Annotated in this window: 13 protein-coding genes and 2 tRNA genes; 7 read left to right on the top strand and 8 right to left on the bottom strand. The window is 41.7% G+C overall.

Annotated features, from left to right (window positions below; genetic code table 11):
* Nucleotides 1-48: 48 nt before the first annotated feature.
* Nucleotides 49-657, bottom strand: coding sequence for a riboflavin synthase subunit alpha (locus VPNCDNU1_RS06990; RefSeq protein WP_104399714.1), 609 nt, complete (start codon nucleotides 655-657; stop codon nucleotides 49-51).
* A gap of 102 nt (nucleotides 658-759) precedes the next feature.
* Here VPNCDNU1_RS06990 and VPNCDNU1_RS06985 point away from each other — a divergent pair, with 102 nt between their 5' ends.
* Together VPNCDNU1_RS06985 and VPNCDNU1_RS06980 are read left to right on the top strand one after the other, a co-directional pair.
* Entirely contained in the window at nucleotides 760-2,130 is a 1,371-nt protein-coding gene (locus tag VPNCDNU1_RS06985; protein WP_104399713.1) for an MATE family efflux transporter, read from the top strand.
* Nucleotides 2,131-2,253: 123 nt separating this feature from the next.
* Nucleotides 2,254-3,267: a DUF3080 domain-containing protein gene (locus VPNCDNU1_RS06980; protein ID WP_104399712.1), complete on the top strand. Its 1,014-nt coding sequence runs from the start codon at nucleotides 2,254-2,256 to the stop codon at nucleotides 3,265-3,267.
* 15 nt (nucleotides 3,268-3,282) lie between these two features.
* Here VPNCDNU1_RS06980 and VPNCDNU1_RS06975 read toward each other — a convergent pair whose 3' ends face one another.
* Nucleotides 3,283-4,125: a DNA ligase gene (locus VPNCDNU1_RS06975; protein ID WP_104399711.1), complete on the bottom strand. Its 843-nt coding sequence runs from the start codon at nucleotides 4,123-4,125 to the stop codon at nucleotides 3,283-3,285.
* Nucleotides 4,126-4,647: 522 nt separating this feature from the next.
* Here VPNCDNU1_RS06975 and VPNCDNU1_RS06970 point away from each other — a divergent pair.
* Both VPNCDNU1_RS06970 and VPNCDNU1_RS06965 read left to right on the top strand, forming a co-directional pair.
* Nucleotides 4,648-6,603, top strand: a complete 1,956-nt coding sequence (locus tag VPNCDNU1_RS06970) for a hypothetical protein (RefSeq protein ID WP_104399710.1) — start codon at nucleotides 4,648-4,650, stop codon at nucleotides 6,601-6,603.
* 226 nt (nucleotides 6,604-6,829) lie between these two features.
* On the top strand, nucleotides 6,830-7,069 hold the full coding sequence (locus tag VPNCDNU1_RS06965) for an RNA recognition motif domain-containing protein (protein ID WP_104399709.1): 240 nt from the start codon (nucleotides 6,830-6,832) through the stop codon (nucleotides 7,067-7,069).
* A gap of 84 nt (nucleotides 7,070-7,153) precedes the next feature.
* Here VPNCDNU1_RS06965 and VPNCDNU1_RS06960 read toward each other — a convergent pair whose 3' ends face one another.
* The 3 genes from VPNCDNU1_RS06960 to VPNCDNU1_RS06950 all read right to left on the bottom strand — a co-directional run bounded on the left by VPNCDNU1_RS06960 (nucleotide 7,154) and on the right by VPNCDNU1_RS06950 (nucleotide 7,942).
* On the bottom strand, nucleotides 7,154-7,522 hold the full coding sequence (locus VPNCDNU1_RS06960; RefSeq protein WP_104399708.1) for a hypothetical protein: 369 nt from the start codon (nucleotides 7,520-7,522) through the stop codon (nucleotides 7,154-7,156).
* A gap of 213 nt (nucleotides 7,523-7,735) precedes the next feature.
* Nucleotides 7,736-7,812, bottom strand: a tRNA-Val gene (locus tag VPNCDNU1_RS06955).
* A 53-nt stretch (nucleotides 7,813-7,865) separates the two neighbouring features.
* A tRNA-Val gene (locus VPNCDNU1_RS06950) sits at nucleotides 7,866-7,942 on the bottom strand.
* 322 nt (nucleotides 7,943-8,264) lie between these two features.
* Here VPNCDNU1_RS06950 and VPNCDNU1_RS06945 point away from each other — a divergent pair.
* Both VPNCDNU1_RS06945 and VPNCDNU1_RS06940 read left to right on the top strand, forming a co-directional pair.
* A complete protein-coding gene (locus VPNCDNU1_RS06945) occupies nucleotides 8,265-10,598 on the top strand; it encodes a GGDEF domain-containing phosphodiesterase (protein ID WP_104399707.1) in 2,334 nt (777 codons plus the stop codon).
* Nucleotides 10,585-11,598: a GGDEF domain-containing protein gene (locus VPNCDNU1_RS06940; protein WP_104399706.1), complete on the top strand. Its 1,014-nt coding sequence runs from the start codon at nucleotides 10,585-10,587 to the stop codon at nucleotides 11,596-11,598. Before VPNCDNU1_RS06945 ends, VPNCDNU1_RS06940 begins: the two co-directional genes overlap by 14 nt.
* Before the next feature lie 99 nt (nucleotides 11,599-11,697).
* Here the strand turns inward: VPNCDNU1_RS06940 and hppD are convergent, their stop codons facing one another.
* On the bottom strand, nucleotides 11,698-12,771 hold the full coding sequence (hppD, locus tag VPNCDNU1_RS06935; RefSeq protein WP_104399705.1) for a 4-hydroxyphenylpyruvate dioxygenase: 1,074 nt from the start codon (nucleotides 12,769-12,771) through the stop codon (nucleotides 11,698-11,700).
* A 239-nt stretch (nucleotides 12,772-13,010) separates the two neighbouring features.
* Nucleotides 13,011-13,679 (bottom strand): SH3 domain-containing protein, encoded by a 669-nt coding sequence (locus VPNCDNU1_RS06930; protein ID WP_104399704.1) that lies wholly within the window; start codon nucleotides 13,677-13,679, stop codon nucleotides 13,011-13,013.
* A gap of 234 nt (nucleotides 13,680-13,913) precedes the next feature.
* On the opposite strand from VPNCDNU1_RS06930, the gene VPNCDNU1_RS06925 reads away from it, so the two are divergent.
* Complete coding sequence (locus tag VPNCDNU1_RS06925) at nucleotides 13,914-15,020, top strand: M20/M25/M40 family metallo-hydrolase (protein WP_104399703.1); 1,107 nt, start codon at nucleotides 13,914-13,916, stop codon at nucleotides 15,018-15,020.
* Between the two features lie 128 nt (nucleotides 15,021-15,148).
* On the opposite strand, the gene VPNCDNU1_RS06920 is transcribed toward VPNCDNU1_RS06925, so the two are convergent.
* On the bottom strand, nucleotides 15,149-15,526 hold the full coding sequence (locus tag VPNCDNU1_RS06920; protein WP_104399857.1) for an ATP-binding protein: 378 nt from the start codon (nucleotides 15,524-15,526) through the stop codon (nucleotides 15,149-15,151).
* Between the last annotated feature and the right edge of the window lie 92 nt (nucleotides 15,527-15,618).

Here is a 15,618-nt window from a genome sequence, read left to right as displayed (position 1 = left end):
ATTCAGTGCGCTTTTTTCATAATCATATAAAATTCAATATATTACAAATTAATTTCGATTTGCTAACACTCTTTCTACTGTATCGACAATTGCTTGTGTTTGTGGGTCAAACTCTATATTAACCAGCTCTCCGATTGTGCGATTTCCAAAAAGAGTACGCGTTAATGTTTCTGGAATAAGGTGAACACAGAATGCGTTGCCTTTCACGCTGCCAATAGTGAGTGAACAACCATCAATGCCAATGTAGCCCTTTTCCAATACGTAGCGCATTTGATCAGGCTCTAGCTCAAACCAGATGGTTCGATTGTTTTCTGTGCTTTCAATGTCAGAAATTTTGGCGACAGTCGAAATATGTCCCGACATAGAATGCCCACCAATTTCGTCTCCAAACTTTGCAGCTCTTTCTACATTTATGCTGTCGCCTGCTTGGCATGTACCTAAATTGGTTAGCTTTAATGTTGCTTGCATTAGATCAAACCACACATGGCTGCCTTCTACTCTTGTTACGGTCAGGCAACATCCGTTATGTGCCACTGACGCGCCAATTTGTAAGTTTTCACCTAAACTGCCATTCAGCTCAACAATGTGAGTTTGGAATTCCTTTTTCTTTTCTATCGATATGATCTTCGCTGTACCTTGTACAATCCCAGTAAACATTTGGCTCTCTTTTCTATACTCAACAAAGTTATTGGTATCTTACGATCAATTCTTTATTATGCGCCACTCTATCCCGATTTATATGCAGTATCGGAGTAATCTGTGCATCGTTATCAAAAAGAAGCCTCTCAGTTAATTAAGTTAGCCACTCCTGTCCTTATTGCGTCCGTTGCCCAAACAGGTATGGGTTTTGTCGACACGGTAATGGCTGGTGGCGTCAGCCCAACAGACATGGCTGCAGTTGCTATTGCGACGAGCGTCTGGTTACCCTCCATCTTGTTTGGTATTGGTCTTCTCATGGCACTCGTTCCCGTAGTAGCACAATTAAATGGCTCCAGCCGTCAGGTGAAGATACCTTTTGAGATTCAGCAAGGGATCTATTTATCCTTGCTACTGTCGATCCCTATTATTGGCGTGCTTTTTCAAACTCAGCAAATTCTTGATTGGATGCAAGTTGAAGCGCTCATGGCAGAAAAAGCGAATGGGTACATGTACGCTGTAATGCTTGCAGTGCCGGCATTTCTATTATTTCAAACACTGCGTAGCCTTACTGATGGATTGTCTTTAACAAAGCCTGCAATGGTTATCGGCTTTGTTGGCTTGCTGCTTAACATTCCACTTAACTGGATATTCGTCTACGGTAAGTTTGGAGCGCCTGCGTTGGGCGGTGTTGGCTGTGGTGTTGCTACAACCATTGTGTACTGGATCATGTTCGGCATGATGTATTTTTATGTCGCGAACGCAAAGAAGCTCCGTCATATCAATCTTTTTGGCGCGTTTCATCCACCACAATGGAAAGCGCAGCTTCGCTTATTTAAATTAGGTTTACCTGTTGCGGCAGCATTGTTCTTTGAGGTGACCCTGTTTGCAGTGGTTGCTTTGTTAATAGCGCCTCTAGGACCAACAACGGTCGCTTCCCATCAAGTCGCTATTAACTTTTCCACTCTAGTCTTTATGCTTCCCATGAGTATCGGTGCAGCGGTGAGCATTCGAGTTGGACACAAGCTTGGGGAAAAGAGCACGGAAGGCGCAACGATTGCGTCTCGTGTCGGTATTATTGTTGGCTTAATCACAGCGTGTTTCACAGCATTGATGACCATCGTTTTTAGAGAACAAATATCTCTGCTCTATACCGACAACCGAGAAGTGGTCTCTGTTGCAAGTGCCCTATTGGTATACGCAGCGGTATACCAGTGCACGGATTCAATCCAAGTTATTGCCGCTGGAGCATTGCGTGGCTACAAAGACATGAAAGCTATTTTTAACCGAACGTTCATCGCGTATTGGGTTCTCGGGTTACCAGCGGGATACATTTTAGGCATGACGGACTGGGTTACCGAACCTATGGGAGCAACGGGTTTCTGGATTGGCTTTATTATTGGGTTGAGTTCTGCTGCCATTATGCTCGGACTTCGTCTCCATTGGATGCACAAGCAACCCGATGATGTTCAGCTGGCGTTTTCGTCGCGTTAGAACACTGAAAACTTACGATAACAACAATGCCCAGATAATCTGGGCATTGTTGTTTTTATTGATGTATCTTTGCGTTTAGCACGTACTAGAATTGCGTTCTTAACAAGTTTATTCGAGGAAAATATGTCGTCGCGCACACTGGCTATCGTATGTGTAACAATGCTTTCAGGGTGTACCGATCCTGTACTTTCCATGTATGACGATTACATAACTCGCATAGCGCGAGTTCAGGATGTGACATCTCTAAGCGCACCAGATACCGTTTTTGTTAGCTTGCCAGACAAAAAGCTTCTCCAAACCCCCATTCCACGTATTTCCATTGGATTGCTCGAATCTTATGAATTAAGACGCTGCGGACTTTTTGAACTGATAGCAGAAAGGAATTCATCACTCGGTAAAGTTCAAGATGAATTTCATCAACTTGATTACGAAACTCGATTTTTAACTGGCGTAGACAAATGCTTGAATCATCCCGATATATCCGAAGAGGTTCAACGCAAGCTCAGCAAAGCTTACACCGAAAAGAAAGAGCATTACCCGCTACACCTGCAACATGTTATTACTCAAAGCGAAGCTTGGCGTACACAGCTGAGTGGTAATGATTGGTTGCCTACTAACGGTGCTTTCGGGTTAACTGAGCTTAACCTCGCGCTTAAACCGTTTTACCAAATTACACTGCAATTGTCTGATGCCTCAAATGGCGAAGAGCATAATACGGTGAACGAATTTTTAGTTACGCCGTCGCAGAAAGTAATAGAAACGACGAATGTCATTGGCTCTCTCAGCTTTAGCTTAATTAATAGTACCCAGTGGCTCCATCAAGCAACTGAACAACTGAATCAATTTGATGAAAACATTCGCTGTGGAGAGAAACGTGATAATACCCAGTTCACGTATATGAAAAACGTGTTTCAAAACCAGTATGTCGAGAAAATTCAACCGTATTTATCAAGGCTTGATACAACATACAGGAAACTGAATGTCGAGCTGGTGGTTATTCTGCAAAAGGCCAATGAAAGCTACCCAAACTTTTACGATATAGAGCAACATCATAAGCGGTTCAAAACAGCGACACTCGCCCATGTAAAATACTGGCAAGGGCTTTTTGCCAGATGCGGAGATGCGCCAGGTTCTTAAGCTCGATCGTATTATCTACTCTACTCTTTCACGTAAAAAACGGGCAAATCGAGGCTTTCCTGACTCAGTACGTCCGTTGAAACGGTAAGTGATCGTTGCACCAATGGGTAATGGTTGTTTCCTCATTGAATCTTTTAGCCCGCTTCCAATGTAAAACTCTTTACCGTTAGCACAACGCACTAGATATGACCCCAACATTCCGTGGTACTTTCCTTCTCCCGGTTTGTATCCAATGATTGTCGCTTCCGCATCTTCGTATTTTTTGAGCTTAAGTAAATCGTCTGAACGTCCTGCTCGGTAGCTTTTGCTCACCTTTCGAAGCATTAAACCTTCGCCATAATTATCATCGACTCTGTCCAGCATTTTCATTAGTTGGGAATGGTTAGATGCGGAAATGTGCTCTACATATTGGACGTGGTGTTGATCAACGGTTTTTACCCAATTCTTAATGTCGTAATACCGTTTTGCGTAGTCACCAGCAGAGTGAGGCAAGTCGAAGATCATAAATTGAATGTTTTTCCATGCGGTGTCAGATGGAGTTTTGTCCATAACCGTTTGCTGAACAACATGGAACTTCCCTCTTCCAGCCCATAACTCGCCTTCCATTTTTAACGAAGGGAGCCCTTCGGTGAACCAAGCAGGCGCGTGAATCTTGGTACCTTTACGTGTGTAAAGCGATGTACCGTCCCACACAGCGCGAATACCATCCAATTTTTCTGATACCCAGTATTCATCTAGATTAATTTCCGACGAATAGTCATTGGCAAGTAACAACGCGGGTTCTGCTGGTCTTTGTGCGATCGCCGATGCACCAGATAACGCAGCAAAAATAACGCACGCTAAAATCCTTTTTCTCATTTCTTCCCCTTATATAACCCACTTGAATTCAGTCACTTGAACAAATTGGGCTACTCAGGGTATTTGTATCAAATTGCTCGCTATTTTCGCGATGTGTTCATCTTGTATATGCGAGCTGATCACTTCAATACGTTAAGATGGATGTCATCAGTTGCAAAAAGTTCAGAGAGCAATCACTTTTTATCTTCAAGGTGTCATTCATCATCAATGCATATTGATGTTATCGAAACAGTCATCCCCCCCATTTCCGGTTCTTAAAAGTGCATATTGTGATATCCATTCCTGTTAATTTTTTAAATATTTTCTTACTCAGTTAGTCACCTGTTTTCTTGTGATACCCATCCAATAACTCCCATATTTATTAGAGGGTTAACCTATTCCCCCTTCCACGAGGCTACCAGTTTACGCCCCTATCAGACTAGCCAGAACTGCTAACAATAGAATTAAGTTTTCGTGTATTTACTTGCGCTACCCATTGCATTTCTAATCGTGGGGAAATTAATGTTCAATCAGGAATAAACGATGATAAATACCAAAAAACTGATTATTGTCTCGGCAATACTAAGCTCCTTTAGCACCTTCGCTAACAGTAATACAATTCATTTTCCGGGCAGTGAAACAAACCAGCCAAGTGCAGAGAGATCAGATGTAAACACGATATCTGTAAGCCAATACTATTCACAAAATGGTGCAACGCCGCTCGGTCGAAAAACACTCGAACTTGAATATGAGAAACAATCTGATGGCACTTATCTGTATTACTTTTTACGTGATGGTGTTAAGAAAAAAATCGTTCCAGCTCTCATGACTGAATTCTTGGCAGCATTTCGAGCGGAATTCCAGCCACCAAGTAATACGCGTGAATATTTTTCTTGGCTAAACGCTGTAAAAAACTACTCGTTTGATTTACTGCCTTCGAACTCTGTTGAACTCCCCAACCCTTCTCCAGTTCCACCAACTCAGGCAGTAACAGTTTCTACCGGATTGAAGGTTGGTCCTGCAACAGAGGGGCTTAATACAACGCTGGATAATTTCGACGTTAATCTTCGCTTAGAATCGGTCACAACCATATTGGATCTCATCGCGCTTTCTGAGCAACTTGGTACAAACGTCAACATATATTCCCACAAAGAAAGCAACCCGAAAAAAGACCAACTGCTTACCGCTGGCATTCAAAATCTTCAAGCAGAAACTGGGCGCGATTATTCTCGTTTCTACACAATCATTGAAACAGATAACGGTCCTAATAGCTCATGGGTTGAAGATGCTCGAATCATGAGTCGCGATGGGAAAACGGTCTATATCCCTGCGGATATTTCGGGGAAGGCTTCCAACGACGCACAAAGGTTTATCCAAACCCATTTGCCTAAAAGCAATGCGAATTTTGGTCTTGAGGGAAATACTAAACGTGATGTCGGGCTGACAGTAGATTACGGCGGGCAACACAACCGCACAATTAAGAACCTCGAAAGTACACACAGCCCTATCACTATTTATCGAGGAAACAGTTACATTGAAGGCGGCAATTTGCTTTCTGGCACTATGCAAAACGGTAACCCGTATGCCGTCATTGGTACAGATTCAGTGGTGTTAACTGCTCAACATATGAGTGAAAAATACCTTAACTCATCTGATCTAGCCCCTTCATTCTCTCCAGAAAGTATCGCAGCAAGAATAGCAAAGCTAGCCACTGATGAACGAGATCCATCGTTTCAATACACACTAGGAAAACTAACCAAAATTCACAATAGCCTTGGTGATCAAGCACTTCGTACTATGACGCGAGAAATGTTAGCGAAGGAAGATCTCGCTAAGGACATTATTGCGGCAGATATAGGGCTAGTTAGAAGTGCGATAGCCTTTGTTCCTCAACCAGGCTTCCACTTAGACATGAAAATGCGACCTTTAGAAAACGGTGATATTTTAGTCAATGATGAAACCGAAAATCAGAAGCTCTTGTCACAAGCACTTAGGTACGCCACAACCGACGTGGAGCGTACCCAACTTAACGACATGCTGGCACAATCTCGAATCCAGCAAGAAAGTTCGAAATACTACACACCTTTAATTGAGGCTGAGTTAAGGAAGATTGGGCTTAACCCCATCTCCTCTCCAGGCGTGTTCGAAGGTAAGTCAGCTGTACAACCGGGCGGAATTGCAAACTTCATGAACAGTGTGCTTGTGGACAATAACGGGCAGAAACTTTACCTGACGAACCATGCAAGAAACTCGGCACTGCGTAAAGCGTTCCAGGAACACATGAGCGTGCTTGGCTTTGAAACTAAGTTCTTAGGCGAGAGTACACCAATGATTGCGCAAAACCCGCTAATGTTGTTTGGGTACGCACAATATCTAGTTGGTAAGAACTTCGGAACTCAAAAGGAAATGGAAAACGTGATAAAAAATATGACCGAAGCTGAATTCAACCTGGCTGTACGTTCTGGTGGGCTGGACTGCTTAGAGGTTCATTACCCATAACTTCTTGCAGCTGATGTTAAAAAATCAAAAACAGAAAGGCTTTGCAACACGCAAAGCCTTTTAAGATCAACATGTTTAAACCGTACTCTTTTATCCGGTGACTTTAATCCATGTGCGACTAAACTCTGTCATCAAACTTGCTTCAAGTACTGTAGAAAATCATTCCTTGGTTTTAGTCAAATTAGCTGCGACAATCCACGCGCAATCAATACACCAATGGATACTTATGAAACTTTTAGTTCGCAACCTCGCTCGTTCTACTTCAGAGCAAGACATCCGAGTTCTATTTTCTGCTCATGGCGCTGTTGCGGAATGCAATCTAGTATTAGATCAAGAAACGGGACACTCAAAGGGTTTTGCATTCGTTGAAATGCCGAACCATGACGAAGCAAAAACAGCAATCAATGCGCTCAATATGACAAGCGTTGATAAAAGTAAGATTCGCGTTAAGCGAGCAGAAAGCTAGAACATCAAGTCAAAAGCCAACCGTAGTTCTCGTTGGCTTTTGGTTATTTGAATGACGTATTCAATCGTATTTCCCGTGGTTAACTTAGGTTCCAAGAAGTGCCAACACACTTACGGCAAGAAATACAATCCAAGATAAATGACGCCCTTTTGAACCAAACAATGCTATCAAAAAGTGGATGAAAAACGTCATGGCAATAATTTGACCAATCACTTCCTTCGAGATTGATGGCTGAACCGTTACCAATAGAATGACCGCGAACCCTAACCAAGCAACTGATGTAACATGCCATGCAAAGCGGAGCGTCTTTTTAGTAAACTCATCGCTGCCCAATGTTTTAGGCAGATCATCTCGCTTAAAAAGACGAATTAAGATGTATCGCTCCCCTAAGTATGAATGCGCAAAGGCAACCATAACCAATAAAAAAGCCCCAAGATAAATAAGTGTCTCCATCGAACCCTCAACTTACTCTTTTCACGCCAAATCGACCTTTCGCTGCTGTACGTTAGCACTATCTATGTAAATTCAGATTAATAATTTAAATACAGCTGATACTCACAGTCATTCTGATGTGGTTAGTCGTAAGTAATGCAGAGAAAAGCAAAGAAGATGAACAAATTGCAGATACAAAAAAGCCTGCTTTTAAAGCAGGCTTTTTTGTTAATTTGGTGGGTCCGGGCGAACTCGAATCGCCGACCCCCGCCATGTCAAGGCGGTACTCTAACCAACTGAGCTACGGACCCAAATTTTATCTTTCATAAAAATGGTTTTGAAACCCTAATTATGAAGAAAGGAATGGTGCGTCCGAGTGAACTCGAATCACCGACCCCCGCCATGTCAAGGCGGTACTCTAACCAACTGAGCTACGGACGCATTCCCTTGGAACGAGGAGGATATTACCCATTGCAGCTCAGGGGTGCAAGTGGAAATTTTAGGTTTTTGAACTGGTTGGCGTCTTTGTCATCAGGTTGGTTACAAAATGATCCAGCCAGCACACCAATACGGCATTTGATCTGTACAAAATGGAGCGCGTTCCGGCTTGAGTAATCAATAGAAAGGCAGCAGATAAAATGTAGGGCTTAATATGTTGCGACCAAGCTGACCAAAACAAGCTGTTTGTATAACAGGCTTTTCCAATTGGCCGAAAGTTCTCTCTATAATTCTGCCGCGACCTTGCTTTATAGGATGTATAGCGATGCCTACTCTTTTGATCTCGTTGTTTTTCACAATATGTACGCTGTCTGTATTTTCTCAATTTAATCTTGAACATCAGCGTGTTGTACATAACAAAACCAGTTTTGGGAGTTTAGCAACCGATCATGTGTTTCCAAGAAGTGATGAACAATGGGAGCGAAAAGGTCAATGTGCGCCAAGCAATGTTGAAAGTTGTTGGTTTCGCTTGGATATTTTGGAGTACGAGAAAGATCTTTACTCTATGTACCTTGTAAACCGGACACTTTCTCAAGGCACCGTTTACTATTTATCTCAAAAAGCGTTGGTCAAACAGCATGAGTTCGACAACATGCGCTCAATCAGTTTGGATAAACATTTTGTTTATGACCAAATATACCTAAAAGCGCCTGAAGGTCAGTTCGCCATTTTTAACGCTCTTTTGATCAAAAATGATGACTTGTTTGATCAATTAATAGCGAGAGATACTTTCGTTGTCGCCCTTATGACGGCATTTGCGGTTCTCTGCCTTTTTTATGCACGATTCAAATGGTATGAAAGCAAGCTGTCATCGGTTGCCTGCCTCGTCTATATGGTGACATTTACCGCCTTTTGCTTTTATGGTTTTGGTTTTTTGCCACTCAGCCATATCAGCGAGGTTGGTATCTCTAACAGTCCTTGGCTTGGTAGCGACCTACTCTACTCTTGCTATATCATTTCAATTTTTTCATTTCATTTAACCATCTATTGCAAGGAAACAGGAAAGATTGGCTCAAAACATACCGTGGTTATCATTTCAGTCATCACGACGCAAATTGTGGTGCTCAATCTTTTTCAAGCCAGTGAACTCAACTTGTTTATTAACATGCTGGCAGGCGTTTTGGTTTTCTACCATCTAATTTCACACAAAGATACACGCTACAAACCCTTCATTATTAGTATGTACGCCGCTTGCTTTGGCATCTCATTGCTGATTGCTATCGCCAGTTACCGCAATACCGACATCACGAAGTACATATTTCTAATTCAGACAATGTATTACCTATTTCACGTGTTGATCATAACGCTCTGCATATACGAGTTAGCTGATATGCGTGTTGTAAACTTCAATGATTACTCTGTGCGAAAAGGGAGTAGAAACATAGACCCATTAACCGGTCTACTGGATGCAAAAATTCTTGAAAGTAAGGGGCAATTACCCTCAAGAAAATTTATATATTTTATCGATATTAAAAACATCGACACAATCAATCGACGTCATGGTAGGGCGTTTGGCAATCATGTGTTAATCAAGTTATCACGTGAGTTAAAACAGATAGCGTTGATGAATACTGGGAATTTGTATCGTGTGAAGTCTTCCAGCTTCCTACTGATAACAGACATGTCATCATCTAAAAAACTTATAAGCCTGTTTGAAGATAACTTAAATTACTCGACTGAAACAAAGATAGACATTTGTTTTGGGCGTTATGAGGCTAAAACTGCTGATTCCTATAAAGACTGCCTTTTCAAAGTACAGTTTTGCTGCAAAAACGCCTTTGATTCCAATCTGCTCTATAAAGACTGGAATGAAGAAGATCATTTTATGATCTATTGCTTACCCGAACGGAAAGGCGACGCTATAGCCCTTATACAATCCCCTAGTCTTAAATGTTATGCACAACACATATTTCCAATAACGGAACACAGCTATAGGCGAAAATACGAAACCTTGTGTCGACTTCACTACGGCACCCAATTTCCACGAATCATACCCGCCCCTCAATTATTGAAGGTAGTGCATTTTCACGGTATTGAGTCGGTTTTAGACGCAGCCATGCTAACGAAATCGGCTGAAGTTCTCGCTAAATTCAAAGAGGTGGAACTGTCCGTCAACGTTACACCTAGCTCTCTTCTTAATACCAATATCCTTACGTACTTACATTCCCTACCTCATGAAATGCGTATCAGGTTGTGCTTGGAATTAACGGAACAAGCATTCTATTCCATGGATGACGATTTCTCTTCAGCATTACAGAACCTCAGAAAAACGGGTGTAAAGATAGCTTTGGATGATTTTGGATCGGGGTTTTCTAGCTACGCCACTCTTTCAAAAGAGATATTTGATTTCATAAAGATCGATGGCTCATTGGTTCAAAACGTTGAACATTCCAAGTTTAAACAAAAAATGATCGCATCCATTGTAGAACTTGCCGCACTTAACGGTTCTCAAGTTGTAGCGGAATTTGTTGAAACGGAAACAGAACGTTCCATTCTAAAACAGCTGGGTGTGCAGTTCGGACAAGGCTACCTTATTCACAAACCTCAGCCTATTGAAAACGTTCTAGAAAACGGAGAGTACATCGATGAGTCAGCATAAAGAGATTGAAAACTTCCGTGAGCGGGTTTTCATTCGGCTATCGACTGTTTTAGGAATGGTTTGTATTCCTTTAGCCATTCTCAATTACGTTTTGAAAGACTACGCTCTCTTCACATTTCAGGTGGCATACAGCATTATCGCGCTTATTACGCGGTTTAAGTTCGACGTTTCATCAAACAAAAAGAACATCATTCGCGCCCATACACTGATGTTTAGTGTCGTGATTCTCTACGCGACTGTTACAAAACCGGTAGAAGAAGGCGTTTTTCAATGGACCATATGCTTACCGCCGATCTACTATTTTCTACTCGGTAAAAAAGAAGGCAGTTTCAGTTCTGGCTTCTATTTAGCCATTACGATTGTCGCTCTGCTATTTTACTGGGATAACACACTAAGCATTACCATAGTCAACTTCGTTTTTGCTTATGCTCTATCGGCTTCAATTTGTTTTACCTACGAGTGCAAACGAAATAACCACCAAGTCCATTGGGAGAAATTGGCTCACTTTGACTTTTTAACGGGTGCGTTAAACCGTAGAGCGTTAGATTGCTACATGATAGGCAATGAAAACACCAATGCGCATGCCCCTGCAATTATTTGCTTCGATATCGATAATTTCAAACACATTAATGATAATTTCGGGCATGATGGCGGTGATAAAGTATTGATTGATATCACTAAGCGCCTACAACGGTTTTGTGGCTCTGACTCGGTATACCGTATAGGCGGTGAAGAATTTGTAATCACGCTTTCGAAAGAATTGGTCGAATACTCTGGCTCAGTTAAAACGGCGGTAGAATCCATAATGCGCTGCATTTCAGTCAACCCGATTCTACATAACCACGAGCACATATACACAACAGTAAGTGGTGGTGTTATTACATCACAAACTTATGACGCCCAAATGTGGGCGGAGCTGGATGAAAACCTTTATCTAGCAAAAAATGAAGGAAAGAGTCGTATTTATAAAGATAAATCTCTTTTTTGCCATTTTAAGTGAGGACAAAAAAAGCTGCCTATTTAGGCAGCTTTGGCGTAGTGCAATGTGACTATTGCTTTTGCTCTCTTAATCATTGAGAGCCTATATTAATAGTTAGAGCTATGCGTTTTGAAGCACACCTCGTCTGATTTGGTCTTCCTCTATCGATTCGAACAACGCTTTAAAGTTACCCTCACCAAACCCTTCATTACCTTTACGTTGAATGATTTCGAAGAACACTGGACCAATAACGGTTTGTGTGAATATTTGAAGGAGGATACCATCTTTCAACGGAGCACCATCGATAAGAACTTGTAAATCTTTAAGACGGCTCACGTCTTCCCCGTGCCCTTCTACGCGTTGATCAATTTTTTCATAATACGTATCAGGGGTAGGCATGAAATCCATGCCACGATCACGTAGAGTTTTCACAGTTTCGTAAATATCATCTGTCGTCAGAGCGATATGCTGAATACCTTCTCCGTTGTACTCTTTTAAAAACTCTTCGATTTGAGATTTATCATCTGAAGATTCATTAATAGGAATGCGAATTTTGCCACAAGGCGCTGTCATAGCACGGCTAACAAGCCCCGTTAACTTGCCTTCAATGTCAAAATAACGGATCTCTCGGAAATTTCCGATGCGCTCATAAAAACCAGACCAAACATCCATATTGCCTTGGTGGACATTGTGAGTTAGATGGTCGATAACGTTGAGCCCGACGTCTTTTACTTTTAAGCGCTCACTTGCATCTTCATAGAAGGTAAAATCAACATCATAAATTTCGTTTGTGCCATAGCGGTCTACAAAATATAAAATGCTTTCGCCAATACCATAAATACCAGGAATGCTCAGTTCCATTGGACCGATTTCAGTTACGTATTTTTCACCGCCATTTTCTAAAGCGTGAGCAAGCGCCTTTGCCGCTTCCTGAACTCTAAACGCCATACCGCAGACCGATGGTCCATGCTCGGCTGCAAACTTTTCTGCCTGGCTGTTAGGTTGGCCATTCACAATAAAGTTGATGTCACCTTGGCGATATAGCCATGCTTCTTTGGAGCGATGTTTAGCAATTTCTGCAAAACCAAGTGAAGAAAACAAAGATTTTAAATCATTAATGCCTTTTTCATTTGCTGCTGTGTATTCAACAAATTCAAATCCGTCGGTGCCAAGTGGGTTGTATGAAGTATTCACTGCCCTTTTCCTCCATGAGCTGAGTATTCGCTGAATCGCGAAGTTATTAACAACATGGATGAAAAAGTGCTAGTTGAAAATAGATGTTAATGAAATGATAAATTCAATAAATAAAACCGCAGGTGTACAACAATATTTACACTTAAAGTGGGCGGGCTAGATTTGGCTTAAAAACAAACAAATAGAACACATTTCAGGTCGTAAATTTAAGTGGTCACAACCCAACAACTTCGTTACATCTAGTTAACATTCAATAATTCACCATTTTCTGCATCTAGATAAATTTTGTGTTCTCTTTCTATTCCACCGCAATAGGTGTAATACACATCACGAGGGCGATAATCTACCGACTTTAACCATCCACCAATTTCTTTGAAATCGGTATTCGTGCATATTCCATCGTTTATAAGAAGTTGCGATACCGAAAGAAATAAATCACGGTGATTCAAGAAATTGTCGGACCCTTTAATCGCTATTTCCAAGCGACCAGAGCGAACTTCCGCTAGATTTTCTGGGACAGAAGAAGAGAGAAATTGTTCAGAAACCCATTGAGCGAATTCACCATCACCATACTTATGATATTCAGAGATGCGGGCCCAACCTTGATTCGACTCTAAAACATCGACTTTATCGCCAATATCCAGCACACGAGAAATCGACGCGTTTGTGCCCGGTTCTCGTCTAACATTAAGGCTACTCGACGAAACGTAATATTCACCAAGTTCGATTGTGGCAAGGTTCTCTTTGTTTTCTAGCTCCATAATAGCGCCATCAGGATCGGTTTCTTGCTCAACCATTTTTGTTTCTGTGTCTGTTGCCATCATGGCTTGTGGCATCATGACGAAATAGTAGTAAGCTCCACCACCACCTAGACCTAGTAAAACCAGCAACAACAACAGTTTTTTCATTTTTTTATCCTTTCACTACTTCTCTAAAGAATAGCAGCGTTTGTTTGATATTTGCTATCGAGACCAACTTTGATCTAAGGCATCCTTATAATAAAGAGATTTAATGTAATGTTCTGATTTAAACGTGACTTTGGAAGGCAATCTGTTCTTTTGCGAAAAGTAACCCGGAAGAATACACGCTCGTAATACCAAATCACTCATCCAGTTCCACTCTTATCCATTTACAGAGGTCTCATGCCACAAGTAAACCAACAAAGACTTGTCGAACATTTCATGTCATTAGTCAGAATCGACAGCGAATCTAGAAACGAAAAACAAATGGCTGAAACAATTTCGGAACAACTCGGTCAACTAGGGTTTGAAGTTAAAAGGCAGCCTGTTACCGAAGATATCTCTAACGGGTTCAATGTTTATGGAAAACTAAAGGGATCACTCGATGGCAGTGTTCTTGTGAGTTCACATTTAGATACCGTTACTCCTGGTAATGGAATTGTTCCTATTGAAGAGAATGGCGTCATACGAAGCGCTGGAGACACGATCTTAGGTGGAGATGATAAATCTGGAATCGCTGCATTATTTGAAGCGGTTCGAACACTTCAAGAAAATGCACTCCCTCATCAAACTATCGAAGTCGCTTTTACCGTTCACGAAGAAGGTGGGCTTCAAGGTTCAAGGCAGTTCGAACTTGATTGTGTCGAGTCTGAGTACGCCATCGTTTTAGATTCTGGTGGTCCCATTGGCACTATCATTACTACGGCACCTGGGCAGCAAAATTTAAAGGTAACCATTACAGGTAGACCTGCGCATGCTGGGCTAGCACCGGAGGAAGGAATTAATGCAATGGTCGTTGCTTCAGAAGCCATAGCCAGCATGACGCTGTCTCGTATTGATTTTGAAACAACTGCAAACATTGGTGTCGTGTCTGGTGGCCAAGCAACCAACATTGTGATGCCTGAAATCTATATCGAAGCAGAAGCAAGATCGCTAGATGATGTAAAGCTCGCCAAGCAAGTTAAGCACATGGAAGATACCTTTAAGCAAGCGGCAGAAAAACACGGTGCTTCAGTGAACATTGAGTCTACCCGAGCTTATAATGCATACAACATAAGCGACGATGATGAACATGTCTCTTCTATTAAATCGAGCTTCGAATCACTTGGTATTGCGGCAGCAACAAAGTCTACTGGCGGCGGCAGTGACGCTAATATTTTTAACAGTAGAGGTTTAAAAACCGTGAACCTATCGACTGGTATGGCAAAAGTTCACACTACAGAAGAATTTATTAAGGTCGTAGACATGGTTGATATCACGCGCTTTCTGGTAAAACACCTATCGTCGTAATATTCTGATTCTTATGTAATACATTCCGCGTCAAGCGATGGATATTCTACAACAGCACCTTTACAGTGCTGTTGTCTTTTAAAGGAGTGTGATTTTTTGAGATGTGTGGATAATCTGAGTGATTACCGTTAGTCCTGCCATTTGAATTTCATTTTTTTAATGGTGCTTTTGGGCACATCATGTATCGAGGTGAAGTTTCCGCCACAGACAACCACCTCAACATCCACATTGAATTGCGTAGCCATTTCCAAATAGGGGTCCATTTCCCAGAGCTCAATAAACGTATTAGAAACTACAACGTCCCGACCTTTTTTTAGCAAATGTTCCGTTTGACCTTGGCACCATCTGTGGGCGTGCCGGAGTTTTTTGGGGTTGAATTGATACGTACCGTGTTGATTTACAAAATACATATCCGCTTCCACATGGTGGATAGATAAAGATTTGGCGTAGGTTGATTTCCCAGAACCAGGTAAACCACGAACTAAAACTAATCGAGGCACAGAGATCCTAAAATAAGTTAAAAGTTGATGATGGTGCCTCTGCAAGATGGGAGACAGAGACCAATTTTGTTTCGGAGATCTTACTGCTCAAAATGTGA

It is taken from the genome of Vibrio penaeicida (genome assembly GCF_002933855.1).
Taxonomy (GTDB): Bacteria; Pseudomonadota; Gammaproteobacteria; order Enterobacterales; family Vibrionaceae; genus Vibrio; species Vibrio penaeicida_A.
Note: the sequence above shows the minus strand (reverse complement) of the source record. Positions and strands in the feature narration are given on the sequence as shown.